The 14,672-nt window shown below is 66.0% G+C and carries 17 protein-coding genes; 6 read left to right on the forward strand and 11 right to left on the reverse strand.

Annotated elements, in window-relative coordinates; translation table 11 throughout:
* The first annotated feature begins 20 nt into the window (after positions 1-20).
* Complete coding sequence (locus ACSHZY_RS06160) at positions 21-785, forward strand: EcsC family protein (protein WP_435166849.1); 765 nt, start codon at positions 21-23, stop codon at positions 783-785.
* On the opposite strand, the gene ACSHZY_RS06165 is transcribed toward ACSHZY_RS06160, so the two are convergent.
* The 3 genes from ACSHZY_RS06165 to pyrC form a co-directional block, all read right to left on the reverse strand.
* Positions 782-2,260 (reverse strand): replicative DNA helicase, encoded by a 1,479-nt coding sequence (locus ACSHZY_RS06165; RefSeq protein WP_435166852.1) that lies wholly within the window; start codon positions 2,258-2,260, stop codon positions 782-784. The genes ACSHZY_RS06160 and ACSHZY_RS06165 overlap by 4 nt on opposite strands.
* 84 nt (positions 2,261-2,344) lie before the next feature.
* Positions 2,345-3,022: an orotate phosphoribosyltransferase gene (locus ACSHZY_RS06170; protein WP_435166855.1), complete on the reverse strand. Its 678-nt coding sequence runs from the start codon at positions 3,020-3,022 to the stop codon at positions 2,345-2,347.
* A gap of 64 nt (positions 3,023-3,086) precedes the next feature.
* Positions 3,087-4,124, reverse strand: a complete 1,038-nt coding sequence (gene pyrC / locus ACSHZY_RS06175; protein ID WP_435166857.1) for a dihydroorotase — start codon at positions 4,122-4,124, stop codon at positions 3,087-3,089.
* A gap of 96 nt (positions 4,125-4,220) precedes the next feature.
* Between pyrC and ACSHZY_RS06180 the strand changes: the two genes are divergently transcribed.
* Positions 4,221-4,610, forward strand: coding sequence for a lysozyme inhibitor LprI family protein (locus ACSHZY_RS06180; protein WP_435166860.1), 390 nt, complete (start codon positions 4,221-4,223; stop codon positions 4,608-4,610).
* 30 nt (positions 4,611-4,640) lie between these two features.
* On the opposite strand, the gene infC is transcribed toward ACSHZY_RS06180, so the two are convergent.
* Positions 4,641-5,189 carry a translation initiation factor IF-3 gene (gene infC / locus ACSHZY_RS06185; protein WP_435166960.1) on the reverse strand — a complete coding sequence of 183 codons (549 nt, stop codon included), beginning with the start codon at positions 5,187-5,189 and terminating at the stop codon, positions 4,641-4,643.
* Positions 5,190-5,320: 131 nt separating this feature from the next.
* Here infC and ACSHZY_RS06190 point away from each other — a divergent pair, with 131 nt between their 5' ends.
* Positions 5,321-5,908: a hypothetical protein gene (locus ACSHZY_RS06190; RefSeq protein ID WP_435166863.1), complete on the forward strand. Its 588-nt coding sequence runs from the start codon at positions 5,321-5,323 to the stop codon at positions 5,906-5,908.
* Here ACSHZY_RS06190 and ACSHZY_RS06195 read toward each other — a convergent pair.
* Genes ACSHZY_RS06195 through cobA form a run of 6 tightly spaced genes read right to left on the reverse strand, consistent with a single transcriptional unit; the run spans position 5,905 to position 10,703 of the window.
* Positions 5,905-6,735, reverse strand: coding sequence for a ferredoxin--NADP reductase (locus tag ACSHZY_RS06195; protein ID WP_435166866.1), 831 nt, complete (start codon positions 6,733-6,735; stop codon positions 5,905-5,907). The two genes, ACSHZY_RS06190 and ACSHZY_RS06195, sit on opposite strands and share 4 nt — an antisense overlap.
* 41 nt (positions 6,736-6,776) lie before the next feature.
* Positions 6,777-7,181, reverse strand: coding sequence for a DUF934 domain-containing protein (locus tag ACSHZY_RS06200; RefSeq protein ID WP_435166868.1), 405 nt, complete (start codon positions 7,179-7,181; stop codon positions 6,777-6,779).
* Entirely contained in the window at positions 7,178-7,924 is a 747-nt protein-coding gene (locus tag ACSHZY_RS06205) for a phosphoadenylyl-sulfate reductase (protein WP_435166871.1), read from the reverse strand. Before ACSHZY_RS06205 ends, ACSHZY_RS06200 begins: the two co-directional genes overlap by 4 nt.
* Positions 7,914-9,584 carry a nitrite/sulfite reductase gene (locus tag ACSHZY_RS06210; RefSeq protein ID WP_435166874.1) on the reverse strand — a complete coding sequence of 557 codons (1,671 nt, stop codon included), beginning with the start codon at positions 9,582-9,584 and terminating at the stop codon, positions 7,914-7,916. The genes ACSHZY_RS06205 and ACSHZY_RS06210 overlap by 11 nt, the downstream gene beginning before the upstream one ends.
* Positions 9,585-9,600: 16 nt before the next feature.
* Positions 9,601-9,921: a DUF2849 domain-containing protein gene (locus ACSHZY_RS06215; protein ID WP_435166877.1), complete on the reverse strand. Its 321-nt coding sequence runs from the start codon at positions 9,919-9,921 to the stop codon at positions 9,601-9,603.
* Positions 9,918-10,703 (reverse strand): uroporphyrinogen-III C-methyltransferase, encoded by a 786-nt coding sequence (gene cobA, locus ACSHZY_RS06220; RefSeq protein WP_435166880.1) that lies wholly within the window; start codon positions 10,701-10,703, stop codon positions 9,918-9,920. Before cobA ends, ACSHZY_RS06215 begins: the two co-directional genes overlap by 4 nt.
* Positions 10,704-10,844: 141 nt before the next feature.
* Here cobA and ACSHZY_RS06225 point away from each other — a divergent pair, with 141 nt between their 5' ends.
* From ACSHZY_RS06225 to ACSHZY_RS06235, 3 genes are read left to right on the forward strand one after another with little or no spacing between them, the layout of a single operon-like run.
* Complete coding sequence (locus ACSHZY_RS06225; RefSeq protein ID WP_435166883.1) at positions 10,845-11,321, forward strand: Lrp/AsnC family transcriptional regulator; 477 nt, start codon at positions 10,845-10,847, stop codon at positions 11,319-11,321.
* Positions 11,322-11,374: 53 nt separating this feature from the next.
* Complete coding sequence (ctaA, locus tag ACSHZY_RS06230; RefSeq protein WP_435166886.1) at positions 11,375-12,529, forward strand: heme A synthase; 1,155 nt, start codon at positions 11,375-11,377, stop codon at positions 12,527-12,529.
* The gene (locus ACSHZY_RS06235) at positions 12,526-13,998 is read left to right on the forward strand and encodes a carboxypeptidase M32 (RefSeq protein WP_435166889.1); all 1,473 of its coding nucleotides are present in this window, start codon (positions 12,526-12,528) and stop codon (positions 13,996-13,998) included. The genes ctaA and ACSHZY_RS06235 overlap by 4 nt, the downstream gene beginning before the upstream one ends.
* 52 nt (positions 13,999-14,050) lie before the next feature.
* Here the strand turns inward: ACSHZY_RS06235 and ACSHZY_RS06240 are convergent, their stop codons facing one another.
* Positions 14,051-14,383, reverse strand: a complete 333-nt coding sequence (locus tag ACSHZY_RS06240; RefSeq protein WP_435166898.1) for a bactofilin family protein — start codon at positions 14,381-14,383, stop codon at positions 14,051-14,053.
* Positions 14,384-14,672 lie beyond the last annotated feature (289 nt).

The following is a 14,672-nucleotide window of genomic DNA, read 5'->3' on the forward strand; positions in this document are numbered from 1 at the left end:
TTGCCGTGATGGAGGTGCCCATGCCGCAAACGCCCGTTCTGACGCCGCTTTCCCCTGAAACCGAGGCCGAGATCGCGGCCCTTGCCCGTCGTGCCGAAAAGGCGGGCGGGCCGCTGATGAAGGTCATCTCGTTCGCGGGCAATCGCGCCGAGGGGTTGATGGAGCGCATCCCTGCGCCCATCCGCATCCGGATCGAGGATGCGACGGCCTTCGCGCTGCGTCGCTGCTACGGCGTGGCCTCGGCCGCGCACGGGTCGCGCCTGCCCAGCGTGGGCAAGCACGGGCACAAGGTGGCGGCGGTCATGTCCGGTGGCCTTGGCGGGTTCGGCGGGATGGCGAGTTCGGTCGTGGAACTGCCGGCCACCGTGTCCATCTTCTTTGCCGCGATCCAGAAGGTCGCCGCCGAACACGGCTTCGATCCCAAGGAGGAGGCCGTGCGCCTGGAATGCCTGCGGGTCTTCGGCTCCGGCATGCCGTTCGAGGAGGATGATGGTACGAACACCGCCTTCCTCGCCTCGCGCATCGCGTTGACGGGGGCGGGGGCGCAGGGGCTGATCGCCTCGGTCGCGCCCCGTCTGGCGGCGGTTCTCAGCCAGAAGCTGGCCGCCCAGACCGTGCCCCTGCTCGGCGCGGCCACGGGGGCGGCGGTGAACCTCGCCTTCATCTCCTATTACCAGGAGCTGGCCCATGTCCGCTTCAGCCTGCTGAAGATGGCGAAGGAGCATCCGGAGGGGGAGGTGCTGCAATCCTTCCGCGCGGCCAGCGCGCGGCCCGTCCGGCCCTAGAAGTCGCTGCCCTGCTGCCAAGGCTTCACGAGGTTGCCAAAGCGGGTGAACCGGCCCTCGAACGACAGTTCCACGGTGCCGATCGGCCCGTGGCGCTGCTTGCCGATGATGCATTCGGCCTTGCCATGCACCTGTTCCATGACCTGCTGCCACTTGGCCATGGCCTCAAGATCATGGTCTCCCGGTTTTTCGCGTTCCTTGTAGTATTCATCACGGTAAACGAACATCACCACGTCCGCGTCCTGCTCGATCGAGCCGGATTCGCGAAGGTCGGACAGCTGCGGGCGCTTGTCCTCGCGGCTTTCGACCTGACGCGACAGCTGCGACAGCGCGATGACCGGGATGTTCAGCTCTTTCGCGATGGCCTTCAGGCCTTGGGTGATCTCCGACACTTCCTGCACGCGGCTTTCCTTCGAGGAGCCTTTCAGGAGCTGGAGGTAGTCCACCATCAGCACGTCCAGACCGTGTGTCCGCTTCAGGCGGCGGCAACGGGCGGCGACTTGGGAAATGGGCAGGGCCGGCGTGTCGTCGATGTAAAGCGGGCAGGCTTCCAGCGCCTTGGCGGCTTCGACGAAGCGGCGGAATTCGGATTCGGTCATGTCGCCGCGGCGGATCTGTTCGGACGGAACCTCCGACGCCTCGGACAGGATCCGGGCGGCCAGCTGTTCGGCCGACATCTCCAGAGAGAAGAATCCGACGATGCCGCCTTCGACCGCGCCTTCGGTGCCGTCATGCGTGATGCCGCGCTTGTAGGCCTTGGCGATGTTGAAGGCGATGTTGGTCGCCAGTGAGGTTTTCCCCATCGACGGACGACCGGCCAGGATTAGAAGGTCGGAAGGGTGCAGCCCGCCCAGCTTCTTGTCCAGATCGACCAGCCCGGTGGAGATGCCGGCCAAACCGCCATCCCGCTGATAGGCGGCGTTGGCCACGTTCACGGCGTCCGTCACGGCCTTCAGGAAGGACTGGAAGCCCCGTTCCGCCACGCCCTGTTCGCCCAGCTTGTAAAGGCGCTGCTCGGCCTCCACGATCTGTTCCTTGGGTTCGGAGATGACGTCGACCTTCGCCGCCTTGGCCGAGATGTCGCGCCCCAACGCGATCAACTCGCGCCGCACCGCCAGATCGTAGATCATCTGCGCATAATCGCGCGCCGCGAAGGCCGAGATCGCGGCCCCGGCCAGACGGGCCAGATAGGCCGGTCCCCCCAGTTCGCGCAGGCCCGGATCATCCTCGAGGAACGCCTTCAGCGTGACGGGGGAGGCGAGGGCGTTCTTCTGGATGCGGGCCGCCGCCACCTCGAAGATGCGGGCGTGCACGGGGTCGTAGAAGTGATCGGCCCGGCACAGCGAGGCGATGCGGTCATACACGTCGTTGTTCGTGAGGATCGCGCCCAGAAGCTGTTGTTCCGCCTCGATATTGTGGGGCAGAGTGTCCGTGTCGCCTTGGGTGTTCGGGCGGAAATGGGTAATCTCGTTCATCGGACATCGCGCTTTTGGGGAAGTCCCTTCATAGCGCGAAGCGGAGGGGCGGCGCAAAGGGTAATGCGCCGCCATGCGCGGGGATCAGCCCTTGCGCGCCTCTTGCCAGTCGCGCGGCGCGGTCAGGAAGGCTTCCACCTCGGTCAGCGTTGCCTCGTCGAAGGTGCCCATGGTGCGGGCCTCGGCCAGCACGTCCCACCAGGTGCAGAGGTGGTGCAGCGTCACGCCGTGATCGGCCAGACGCTGCGTGGTTTCGGGGAAGATCCCGTAATAGAAGATGACGGCCGTGTGGGCGCAGCTGGCCCCCGTTTCGCGAATCGCGTCCACGAAGGACAGCTTCGATCCGCCGTCGGTGGTCAGATCCTCCACCAGCAGGACGCGTTCGCCTTCGGTCATCACGCCTTCGATCCGGGCGTTGCGGCCATAGCCCTTGGGCTTCTTGCGCACATAGGTCATCGGCAGGGCCATCCGTTCGGCCACCAGCGCGGCAAAGGGAATGCCCGCCGTTTCACCGCCCGCGATGTTGTCGAATGCCTCGAACCCCGCGTCGCGCAGGACCGTGACAGTCAGGAAATCCATGAGGGTGGACCGGATGCGCGGATAGGAGATAAGCTTGCGGCAGTCGATATAGGTCGGCGAAGGCAACCCGCTGGCCAGCGTGAACGGCGTGTCCGCGTTGAAGTGGATGGCCTTGATCTCCAGCAGCATGCGGGCGGTCAGGCGGGCGATCTCCTCGCGCGGGGGGAAGGATGTGGGGATCATGGCGGCTCCTTGAAGAAAGGGGCCGGGAACGTCCCGACCCGATTGGGCAGAATGGGCAAAGGGATCAGGCGACGCGCCAGTGCAGCGGGAAGCCCGGATCGAAGACGGTGACCTGCCCTTCGCCCGTGTCGATCTTGGACGGATAGGCCACAGGGTCCCCCTTGGTCAGGGTGATCGTGCCTTCGTTCACCGGCAGCCGGTAGAAGGCCGGCCCGTTGAGGGAGGTGAACGCTTCCAGCTTACCGAGCGCGCCGTCCTGCTCGAAGACCTCGGCGAGGATCGACAGGGTGTTGGTGGCGGTGAAACAGCCGGCGCAACCGCAGGCGTGTTCCTTCAGCGCGTCCATGTGCGGCGCCGAGTCGGTGCCAAGGAAGAAGCGCGCGTCGCCGCTGGTGGCTGCTTCGCGCAGGGCCAGACGGTGCTGTTCCCGTTTGGCCACCGGCAGGCAGTAATAGTGCGGCTTGATCCCGCCCACGAGGATGTGGTTGCGGTTGATGACCAGATGGTGCGTCGTGATCGTCGCGGCCAGATCCGGACCGCCAGCGCGGGCATAGGCCACGCCTTCGGAGGTCGTGATGTGTTCCATCACCACGCGCAGTCCGGGGGTGGTGCGGCGCAGCGGGTCCAGCACGGTGTCGATGAACACGGCCTCGCGGTCGAAGATGTCGACCTCGGGCATCGTCACCTCGCCATGGATGCACAAGGGCAGGCCCAGTTCGGCCATCGCCTCTAGCACGGCGCGCACCTTGTCCAGATCGCGCACCCCACCATGGGAATTGGTTGTCGCCCCCGCCGGATACAGCTTCACGGCCTTGATCAGGCCGCTTTCGGCTGCCGCGCGCAGATCGGCGGGATCGGTGTGCTCGGTCAGGTACAGGGTCATCAGCGGCTCGAATGCCGAGCCTTCGGGCAGGGCCGCAAGGATGCGGTCCCGATAGGCGGTGGCGTCGGCGGCAGTGACCACCGGCGGCACGAGGTTGGGCATGATGATCGCGCGCGCGAAATGGCGTGCGCTTTCGGGCAAGACGGCCTTCAGCATCGCGCCGTCGCGCAGGTGCAGGTGCCAGTCATCGGGACGACGAAGCGTAAGGGTCTGGGTCATGCCGCAGCGCTAGCCGATTGTCGCCCGGTTTTCCAGCAGGACTTGCCCTGCAGGGGCCGGGTCATACTATTGGCCCCCACGACAGGGAGGGAAGTGATGATCTTTCGGGCATTCGCGCTGGCGATGCTGCCGGCGGCGGCCATGGCGCAGGACTGCGGGCGGGCGATCACGCAGGGCGAGATGACACGCTGCGCCGGTGTGGCACTTGAGGCGGCGGACAAGGCATTGAACGACGCCTGGACCCCCGCGATGGAGCGGATGCACGAGGTGGACGAGGGGCTGGCGCCGGACCGGCGCGGCGCGGCCAAGGCGCTGCGCAGCGCACAGAAGGGATGGATCACATTGCGCGACAAGGGATGCGCGGCCGAAGCCTGGGCCTATGCGGGGGGATCGATGCAACCGATGGTGGACGCGCAGTGCCGCACGCGGATGACCGAAGCCCGCACGGCCGAGCTGCGTGATCTGGCGCGCCGACCGGACGAATGAAAAAGGCGCGGTTGCCCGCGCCTGCTTTTCTTATTTTGCCGGACCGATCATCATGACCATCTGGCGGCCTTCGAGCTTCGGCATGGACTCGATCTTGCCTGCCTCCGCCTCGTTCACGTCGCCGGCGACGCGGTTCAGAAGGGCAAGGCCCAGATCCTGGTGGGCCATTTCGCGGCCGCGGAAGCGCAGGGTGACCTTCACCTTGTCGCCTTCCCCCAGGAACTTCAGGACCGAGCGCATCTTCACGTCGTAATCGTGGATGTCGGTTCCCGGGCGGAACTTCACTTCCTTGATCTCGATGATGTGTTGCTTCTTGCGGGCCTCCGCCTCGCGCTTCTGCTGCTCGTACTTGAACTTGCCGAAGTCCATGATCTTGCAGACCGGCGGTTCCGCGTTCGGCGAAATCTCGACCAGGTCAAGGCCGGCCTCTTCCGCCATGGCCATGGCGCGCGCGGGGGTGACCACACCGACATTCTCGCCGTCCGCGCCGATCAGGCGGATTTCGGGCGAGCGGATCCGTTCGTTGGTACGAGGTCCGGTGTCACGTTGCGGCGGGGCGTTGTGGGGTCTGCGGGCTATGGTGGAGGTCCTTCGGAGATTTGAATCGAGCTTAAAGTAAGCCCTCCCATGCTTGTGTTCAACCGGATTTCACCATCGGGAACGCGAATCGCGCGACCTTCGTTGAACCGGTGACATCCAAGGAGACAGGCATGCTCAAATCCATTCTCGTCGCGGCGATCGTGATCGTTCTGGCAGCCCTCGGCTATCACCAGTTCGTTTATCTGCCCGGAGAGAGAGAGGCGGCGGAAGCGGCCCAGAAAGCCACCGCCGCGCAGGAAGCCCAGGCCGAGGCCGAGGATGCCGCCGAAATGGCCCGTACCGCGACCGACCAGTCGGAAGATCCGGAGGAAGCCGCGAACACCGCGTCCGCCGCCGCCGACGCCGCCACGGCCGCCGCCTCGAACGCGTCGGCCGAAGCGCAGTCGGCGCTGGAGAACGCGGCGGAGTCGGGCAAGGCCGCCGCTGCCGCCGAAACGGCCGCTCAGGCCGCCGACCGGGCGCAGCAGGCGGCCCAAGCCGCAACGCAGGCTGCCGCCCAAGCCTTGGCGGACCTGTCGCCCGCTGACATCTTCACGGTGGAGAATTACGACCCCGAGCGCGCCTACGAGTATATCGAGGCGCAGGACATTCCCGACGCGACCAAGCAGACGCTGCAGAACGCGCTGGGTGCGGCCGAACAGACGCCCGAAACGCTGGAAAGCGCATTGGCGTCCGTTCGGGAAGCGCTGGGGCTTTAAACCCCTTCGCCGACGAAGGCCTTTTCCACCACGTATTCGCGTGGTTCGGAATTGGCCCCTTCGTGCAGGCCGAAGCCTTCCAGAACCTTCATCACGTCCTGGTTGAAGGCCAACGACCCGCAGACCATTGCGCGGTCGGTGGCGGGGTTCATCGGCTCCAGCCCCAGATCGGCGAAGACCTTGCCCGAGGACAGGTTGTCGGTGATCCGCCCCATGAAGGGGGAAGTTTCGCGCGTGGTGGTCGGATAGTATTTGAGCTTGCCGGCCACCATCTCGCCCAGCAGTTCGTCCGTTTCCAGCGCTTCCACCAGATCGCGGCCATAGGTCAGTTCCTCGGCGGTGCGGCAGGTGTGCATCATGATGACCTCGTCGAACTTCTCGTAGGTCTCGGGGTCGCGCATCAGGCTGGCGAAGGGCGCAAAGCCGGTGCCGGTGGCCAGGAACCACACCCGCTTGCCGGGGATCAGCGCGTCATGAACCAGCGTGCCCACGGGCTTGGGGCGCAGGATGATCTGGTCGCCCGGCTGGATGTTCTGCAGCTTCGACGTCAGCGGGCCGTCCGGCACCTTGATCGAATAGAACTCCAACTCCTCGTCCCAGTTCGGGGAGGCGATGGAATAGGCGCGCATGATCGGCTTGCCGTTGTCGCCCGGCAGCCCGATCATCACGAATTCGCCCGACCGGAAGCGCAGGGTCTGCGGCCGCGTCACCCGGAAGGAGAACAGCGAGTCGGTCCAGTGCCGGACCGAGGTCACCGTCTGGGCGTTCGGGTCGGGCTGCGCCGGGCTGAGTTCTTTGACGGGATTGATGGTCATTGTGTCGGTCATTCCTTATCCTTTCACGAAGGTGCGGCAGGCGAGGGGAAACCTCAAGCCTTCAGCCGCGCCTGATAGTCGTGCGCCGTCCAGTTGGCGCGGAAGGCCCACTGGTCCTCGGGCTGCCGGGCGGCCAGTTCGTCCGAAATTTCCACCTCGTCGAAGCCGCAGCGGCGGGCCATGGGGTACTGGTCCGCGATCACGTGGCCATAGGCCCGCAGCCGGCCCGTGAAGCCCATGCGGCGCAGGCGCGTCGCCTGCGTGAACCCACGCCCGTCCGCCGAGGAGGGGAAGGCGATGCGGATCAGGCGCAGATCGGCCAGCCGGTCCTGAAGCAGCGCCGGATCGTCGGTGTTCGCCAGATCCACGGCCGTTTCGTCCCCAAGCTCGGCCAAGGGCACGATGGGGGCGTTGTGGTCGTCGGCCTTGAAGCCGGTGTCGGTGACGATGACGCTCATGCGGCGTTTTCCTTTCCGATGCGAACGGGCTTTCCATTGATGAAGTGGATGCCGCATTCGGTCTTGGCGCTGCCGCGCCAGCGTCCGGCGCGCGGATCCTCGCCCGGTTTCACTGGGCTGGTGCAAGGCGCGCAGCCGATGGAGGGGTAGCCCTTGGCCACCAGCGGATGGCGGGGCAGGCGGTTGTTGACCATGTAATCCTCGATATCCTCGCGTCCCCACATGGCCAGCGGGTTGATCTTCAGGCGGGTCTCGCCATCCGGCTCGAAGAATTCCAGCGCGGCGCGAGTGCCGGCCTGAAAGCGCTTGCGTCCGGTGATCCAGGCGTCATAGCGCGACAGGGCGCGTTCCAGCGGCACCGTCTTGCGCAGGGCGCAGCAGGCGTCGGTGCTGAACTGGTGCAGCGTGCCGTCGGGGTCGTCGAACTCCACCGCGGCCTCGTCGGCGCGAATGGTCTGGATGTTGGTCAGGCCCAGCTTGTCGGCCAGTTCGGCCTGATAGGCCAGCGTTTCGGGAAACAGCATCTGCGTGTCGATGAACAGCACCGGCAGATGCGCGTCCAGAACCGACGCCATGTGCAGCAGCACGACCGACTCGGCCCCGAAGGAGGAAACGAGGGCGGTTTCGCCCACGTCATGGTCGCGCAGCGCCAGTTCCATGACCGAGATGGCCGCGTGGTTGCGGTATCTCTCGTTCAGGTGGGCCGCGCGATCCGCAAGGGACAGCCCGGGATCAAGCGGCATCCTGCGCCTCGTCCGCCGGATAAAGCGCGGCCTTGAACGGGCCGAGGCCCAGACGACGGTAGGTTTGCAGGAAGGTCTCCGACGGCTCCGAACGCTCGGCCAGATAGGCCTTCACCAGACGCTCGATGGCGGGCACGATCTCGTCATAGGCAAAGCCGGGGCCTACCCGTTCGCCGATGACGGCGGTTTCCGTGCCGTCGCCGCCCAAAGTGATCTGGTAGTTCTCCACCCCCGCGCGATCAAGGCCGAGGATCCCGATATGGCCCACATGGTGATGCCCGCAGGCGTTGATGCAGCCCGAGATCTTGATCTTCAGCGGGCCGATGTCATGCTCCAGCTTCAGCTCGTCGAAGCGGGTGGCGATCTGCTGGGCCACGGGGATCGAGCGGGCGGTGGCCAGCGCGCAGTAATCCATGCCCGGGCAGGCGATGATGTCCGAGATCAGGCCCACATTGGCCGTGCCCAGATCCGCCTGTTGCAGGGCCGCGTGCAGCGCCGGAAGGTCCGACTTGTGGACATGCGGGATGATGACGTTCTGTTCGTGACTGATCCGCAGTTCGTTATGGCCATAGCGTTCGGCCAGATCGGCCATCACGCGCATCTGGTCGGCCGTCGCGTCACCGGGCGTCGCGCCGTGCTTTTTCAGGCTGATCGTGACGATCGCGTACTGGGCGTTGCGATGGGACGTCAGGTTGGTGTCGGCCCAGGCGCGATACACCGGATCGTTGGCATAGAACTGGTCATGCGCGTCGGTGGGCGCGTTGCGGAAGGCGGGCGGGGCGAAGGCCGCGCGGATGTCCTCCAGCAGCTCCTGGTCATGGCCGTGGAAGGTCGGGCGGATTTCGGTGAAGCGCTGTTCCACCTGACGGCGGATTTCGTCCAGGCCCGTTTCATGCACGGTGATCTTCACGCGCGCCTTGTACTTGTTGTCGCGGCGGCCCAGCGTGTTGTAGACCGACAGGATCGCCTCGCAATAAGGCAGCAGATCGGCCACGGGCAGGAAGTCCCGCACCACCTGGCCGATCATGGGCGTGCGGCCCAGGCCGCCGCCGACCAGCACCTCGAAGCCCGGTTCGCCCTTGGGGCCACGGATCATGCGCAGGCCGATGTCGTGGGATTTCACCACGGCGCGGTCGTTCGGGCTGCCGGTGACGGCGATCTTGAATTTGCGCGGCAGGAACTGGAACTCCGGATGGTCGGTGGACCATTGGCGGAGAAGTTCGGCGTAGGGACGCGGATCCTCGATCTCGTCATCCGCCGCACCGGCGAAGTGGTCCGAGGTCACGTTGCGGATCGTGTTGCCCGACGTCTGGATCGCGTGCATGCCCACATCGGCCAAGGCCGACAGCATCGCGGGCACGTCCTTCAGCAGCGGCCAGTTGAACTGGATGTTCTGGCGGGTGGTGAAGTGACCATAACCCTTGTCCCACGTCTCGGCGATGTGGGCCAGCTGGCGCATCTGGTGCGGGTTGATCGTCCCGTAGGGAATGGCCACCCGCAGCATGTAGGCGTGCAGTTGCAGGTAAAGGCCGTTCATCAGGCGCAGCGGCTTGAATTCATCCTCGGTCAGCGATCCGTCGATGCGGCGCGCGACCTGTTGGGAGAACTGGGCGACGCGCTCGCGCACGAAGGCTTCGTCGAACTCGTTGTAGCTGTACATGTGGCTTCCTCGACGTTCAGTGCTGGCGGGGGCCGGGCAGTTCGCCCACCTGCTTGCCGTGGGCATAGTTGGACGGGCCGCGCGTGCGGAACACCTCGCGGAAATGCGTGGGCTCGGGCCCGTTCGGACCGGGCTTCGCATCGGCCAGATACACCCCGACGACGATGTTCTTCTGCGAGGCGCCGTCCAGAAGACGCAGCTGGGCGTGGGCCTCGTCCTCGATCAGCTCGGCCTGCGCGTGTTCGCGGGTCCACTGGTCGTCGACGGTCAGGTAGACGACATCGCCGATCAGGAGATCGTTGGCGGTCACCACCTTGGGCGTGAATTTCCGGCTCATGCGGTGGCCTCGTTGTGATCGGTTGCGGGCAGGTCGGTCAGGGCGTGGACGGCGGCGCGCGGGGCCAGCCCGTAAAGAAGGATGGCGGGGCCGGTCAGACGGGTGGCACAATCGGCCAGCGTGGACAGCCGCGCCCGAATGATCCGCTGGTCGGGGCGGGAGGCGTTTTCAACCAGCGTCACCGGCGTGTCGGGGGACGCGCCGTGCATCATCAGGCGGCCCTGAAGAAAGCGGCTGGCCTTCTTGCCCATGTAGATCGCGGCGACTTCGCCCGTCCGGGCAAGGCCCTTCCAGTCCTGATCGGCGAACCCGTCCATGTCATGGCCGGTGACGATCCGCAGGCCGCGGTTGCGGCCCCGCTTGGTCAGGCTTTGCCCGATGGCGGCCGCCGCGGCCGAGGCGGAGGTGAGGCCGGGCAGGATGTTGAAGGCGATGCCGGCGGCGTCCAGAGCCTCGATCTCCTCGTCCAGGCGGCCGAAGATGCCGCAATCGCCGCCCTTCAGGCGCAGCACGCGCGCGCCGGTGCCGGCATGGCCCACGATCAGCGCGTTGATCGCCGATTGCGGGGTGGAGGGGCCGAAGCCTTCCTTGCCCACATCCACCCGCGTCGTATGCGCGGGGATGAGGTCCAGCACCTCTTGCCCCACCAGCCGGTCGTGGATCACGACATCCGCCGCCTGCATCGCACGGAACACGCCCATGGTCAGCATGTCGGCCGAACCGGGGCCCGCGCCTGCGAAGGTCACGGTGCCGGGGGCGGTCAGGGCGGGCTGAAGGGTCATGGCGTCGCTCCGATGGGAAAATCTTCCCCCAGATATAGAACAACATCCCCCCGCCGCACCATCCACCCTTGCGGATAAGGACAGTTGTTCGCATAAGGACGGCGAAGGGAACGTGGTTCCCCATTTTGAAGGAGGATGCGAATGGCTGCCCGTCTGGACGAAATGGATCGGAAGATCCTTGCGGAACTTCAGCAGGACGCCTCGCAGTCGCTGGACGAGATCGCGCGCAAGATCGGCAGCTCCAAGACGCCCGTCTGGAATCGCATCCGCCGCATGAAGGAGGCGGGGGTGATCCTGCGCCAGACCGCGCTTCTGGACGCCGAGGCGCTGGGGCTGGAAGCGTGCTTCTTCGTCCTGATCCGCACATCCGAGCATGAGGCCGACTGGCAGCGCCGCTTCCTGAAGGCCCTGCAGGAACGCCCCGAGGTGCTGGAAGCGCACCGGCTGGCGGGCGACATCGACTACATCCTCAAGGTGCGGGTCGAGAATGCGCGGGCCTATGACCGCTTCTATCAGGCGCTGATTTCCGAGGTGCGGGTCTACAACGTGACCGCCCTGCTGTCGATGGAGGAGATCAAGCACACGACCATCCTGCCCGTGGGCATTCCGTCAGCTTGAACCACCGGGGCGCGGGGGCTACTGTCGGGCCCGCAACGATAAGGGCCCTTGAAATGGCGAAACGCAGCATCTTCGAAGAGGTGGGGGAGGGCGCGCCCCCCGCCGCCCCGCAGGCCGGCGGCCTGATCGACCGCGGCACCGGCGGCGCGCGCCGCGCGATCCGCATCTGGCTGATGGTGCTGTTCGCGCTGGTGGCGGTCATGATCGTCATCGGTGGCCTGACCCGCCTGTCGGATGCGGGCCTGTCGATCACCGAATGGAAGCCCGTGACGGGGGCCATCCCGCCCATGAACGCCGCCGACTGGCAGGCGGAGTTCGACCTGTACCAGCAAAGCCCGCAATATCGTCTCACCAACGAAGGCATGACGATGGGCCAGTTCCAGCAGATCTACTGGTGGGAATGGGGGCACCGCTTCCTGGGCCGCGTGATCGGGCTGGTCTGGGCGCTGGGCTTCGTCGGCTTCTGGATCGCGGGCAAGATCCCCATGGGCTGGGCGAAACGGCTGCTGTGGGTTGGAGTGCTGGGCGGCCTTCAGGGCGCCGTCGGCTGGTGGATGGTGTCGTCGGGGCTGGAAGGGAACATGACCTCGGTCGCGAGCTACCGGTTGGCCACGCATCTGGGCATCGGCTTTGTCATCCTTGGCTACCTGACGTGGTACGCGCTGCTGCTGGGGCGGACGGAAGGGCAGCTTCTGCAAGCACGCCGCGTGCGCGAGGCGAAGGCCTTCGGGATGTCCACCGGCCTGCTGCATCTGGTGTTCCTGCAGATCCTGCTGGGCGCCCTGGTTGCGGGCATCGACGCGGGCCGCAGCTTCCCCACCTGGCCGCTGATGAACGGGTCCTTCTTCCCGGCCGATGCCTTTTATGTGCCCGATGGCGGGGCGGGCTGGCGCGCGTTCTTTGAAAACCCCGGCCTTGTGCAGTTCGTGCACCGCATGGTCGCGTATCTAGTGTTCGTCTTCGGCATCGTCGTCTGGCTGCGCGGGCGCAAATCGGTTCACAAGGCCACGCGGACGGCGTTCCACATGGTGTTCGGCATGATCTGGGTTCAGGTCGCGCTGGGCATCGCGACGGTGCTGACGGCCGCCAGCCTGCATCCGGCCATCACCCACCAGATCGGCGCGATCGTTTTGTGGGTGCTGATCCTGCGCGCGCGCTATCTGTCCCAATACCCCAAAGTCACATCCCTTCGCGGAGGAACGGCATGAGCGCGTACAAGGACCTGTTGGCGTTCCAGCGCCAGACCGAAGCTTTGGCACAGGTGTCCGGCCGGCTGGGCTGGGACCAGGAAACCGTGATGCCGCGCGGCGCGGTCGAACAGCGGGGCGAGGAGATGGCCGCGATGGAGGGCGTCCTGCACGCCCGCCGCACCGATCCGCGCATCGCCGAATGGCTGGCGCAGGCCGATCCCGTCGATGAGGAGGCGGAGGCCCAGCTGCGCCTGATCCGCCGCAGCTATGAACGCGCGACCAAGGTGCCCGGCCGTCTGGCCGAGGAGATCGCCCGCGTCACCTCCGTCGCGCAGGGGACCTGGGCCGACGCCCGCGCCAAGGACGACGTGGCGGCCTTCCTGCCCACGCTGTCGCAGGTGGTCCGACTGCGGCGCGAGGAGGCGGCGGCGCTGGCCGGTGGCGGCGACCTGTATGACGCGCTGGTCAACGATTACGAACCGGAGGCGACGGCCGACACGATCGGCGCGATCTTCGACCGGATGCGCCCGCGTCTTGTGGCGCTGCGTGAAGCCGTGATGGGGGCGGAGCATCAGCCCAAGGCGCTGGAAGGCCATTTCGGGGCCGAAGCGCAGATGCGTCTGGCGCGCGATCTGGCCAAGACCTTCGGCTATGACTTCACCCGCGGTCGTCTGGATCTGGCGGTGCATCCGTTCAGCTCCGGTTCCGGCAACGACGCGCGGATCACCACCCGGGTGGTAGAGACGGATCCCTTCAACTGCATCTATTCCACCATCCACGAGGTGGGCCACGCCTGCTACGAGTTGGGGATCGATCCGGACTATCTGCTGACCCCGCTGGGTGGCGGCGTGTCCATGGGCGTGCATGAAAGCCAAAGCCGGATCTATGAAAACCAGCTGGGCCGCAGCCGCGCCTTCACGGGCTTCCTGTTCAACGAGATGACGGAGCGGTTCGGCGATCTGGGGCTGGCCGATGCGGACGCCTTTCACGGTGCCGTCAATCGCGTTTCCCCCGGCTTCATCCGGACCGAGGCGGACGAGGTGCATTACAATCTGCACATCATGATGCGCTTCGATCTGGAGCGGGACCTGATCCGCGGCGCGCTGGATGTCGAGGATCTGGAGGAGGCGTGGAACGCCCGCTTCCTGCGCGATTTCGGGGTGGCGGTGGACCGGCCCTCGCATGGATTGCTTCAGGATGTGCACTGGGCGGTGGGGCTGTTCGGCTATTTCCCGACCTATGCGCTGGGCAACGTCTATGCCGGCTGCCTGCACCAGTCGCTGCGCGAAGCGGTGCCCGATCTGGACGGGCAGCTGGCCCAGGGGCAGACGGCCGAGGCGCTGGACTGGCTGCGCGAGAACCTGCAACGGTTCGGGGGTTTGCGCGGGCCGCGCGACACGATCCGTCACGCCTGCGGGTTCGAGCCGAACGAGGAGCCCCTTCTGGGCTACCTCGAAGCGAAGTTTCGCACGATATACAAGCTCTGACCGCGGAGCAGGAGAAAACTGCGCGCCGCCGGGGCGGCGCGCAGGCCGGATGTCAGGGCTTGTCCAGGGTGAAGCGGCCCTGAAGCGCGGCCCCATCCTCGATGACCACGGATTGATAGATCACGTCGGCCGTCACGCGGGCATGGGCCCGCAGCGTCAGGTTCACGCAGGCGACCCGACCTTCCAGGGTTCCCTTCACCTCCACCGCATCGGCCGTCACCATCCCGTTCAGGGTGCCGTCCACGCCGATCATCAGCGCGCGGGCGGTGATGTTGCCCTCCACCTTGCCAAGGATCTCCACCGCGCCGTCGGAGAAGATGTCCCCGTTGATGCGAAGGTCGGAAGACAGAACGGATTTGGCGGCGTTGCGTGAGTCGGGCGTCATGGGAATGTCCTTCATGGGTGTGCACGATAGAATCCCCACCCCGGCCAAGGAATCAAGGCATCTTCGGTAGGGCAGGGGAGGGCGGCGGGAAACGGCCAAGAAAGGCAGGGGCCCCTGACGCTGCCCGAAAAACATCAATGTTTGTTGGCGCCGACATAAAAACGTCACTGATCGTGTTTTTTCCTCTTGCGTCAGTCAGCGCCCCAGCCTAAATACCGCCTCACCGAAGCGGAGACGCTTTGGGACGGGAAGCGGCGGCTGGTGAGGTTGCCATGGACTGTGGACATTC

The organism is Falsirhodobacter sp. 1013 (assembly GCF_051195255.1).
Lineage (GTDB): Bacteria > Pseudomonadota > Alphaproteobacteria > Rhodobacterales > Rhodobacteraceae > Falsirhodobacter.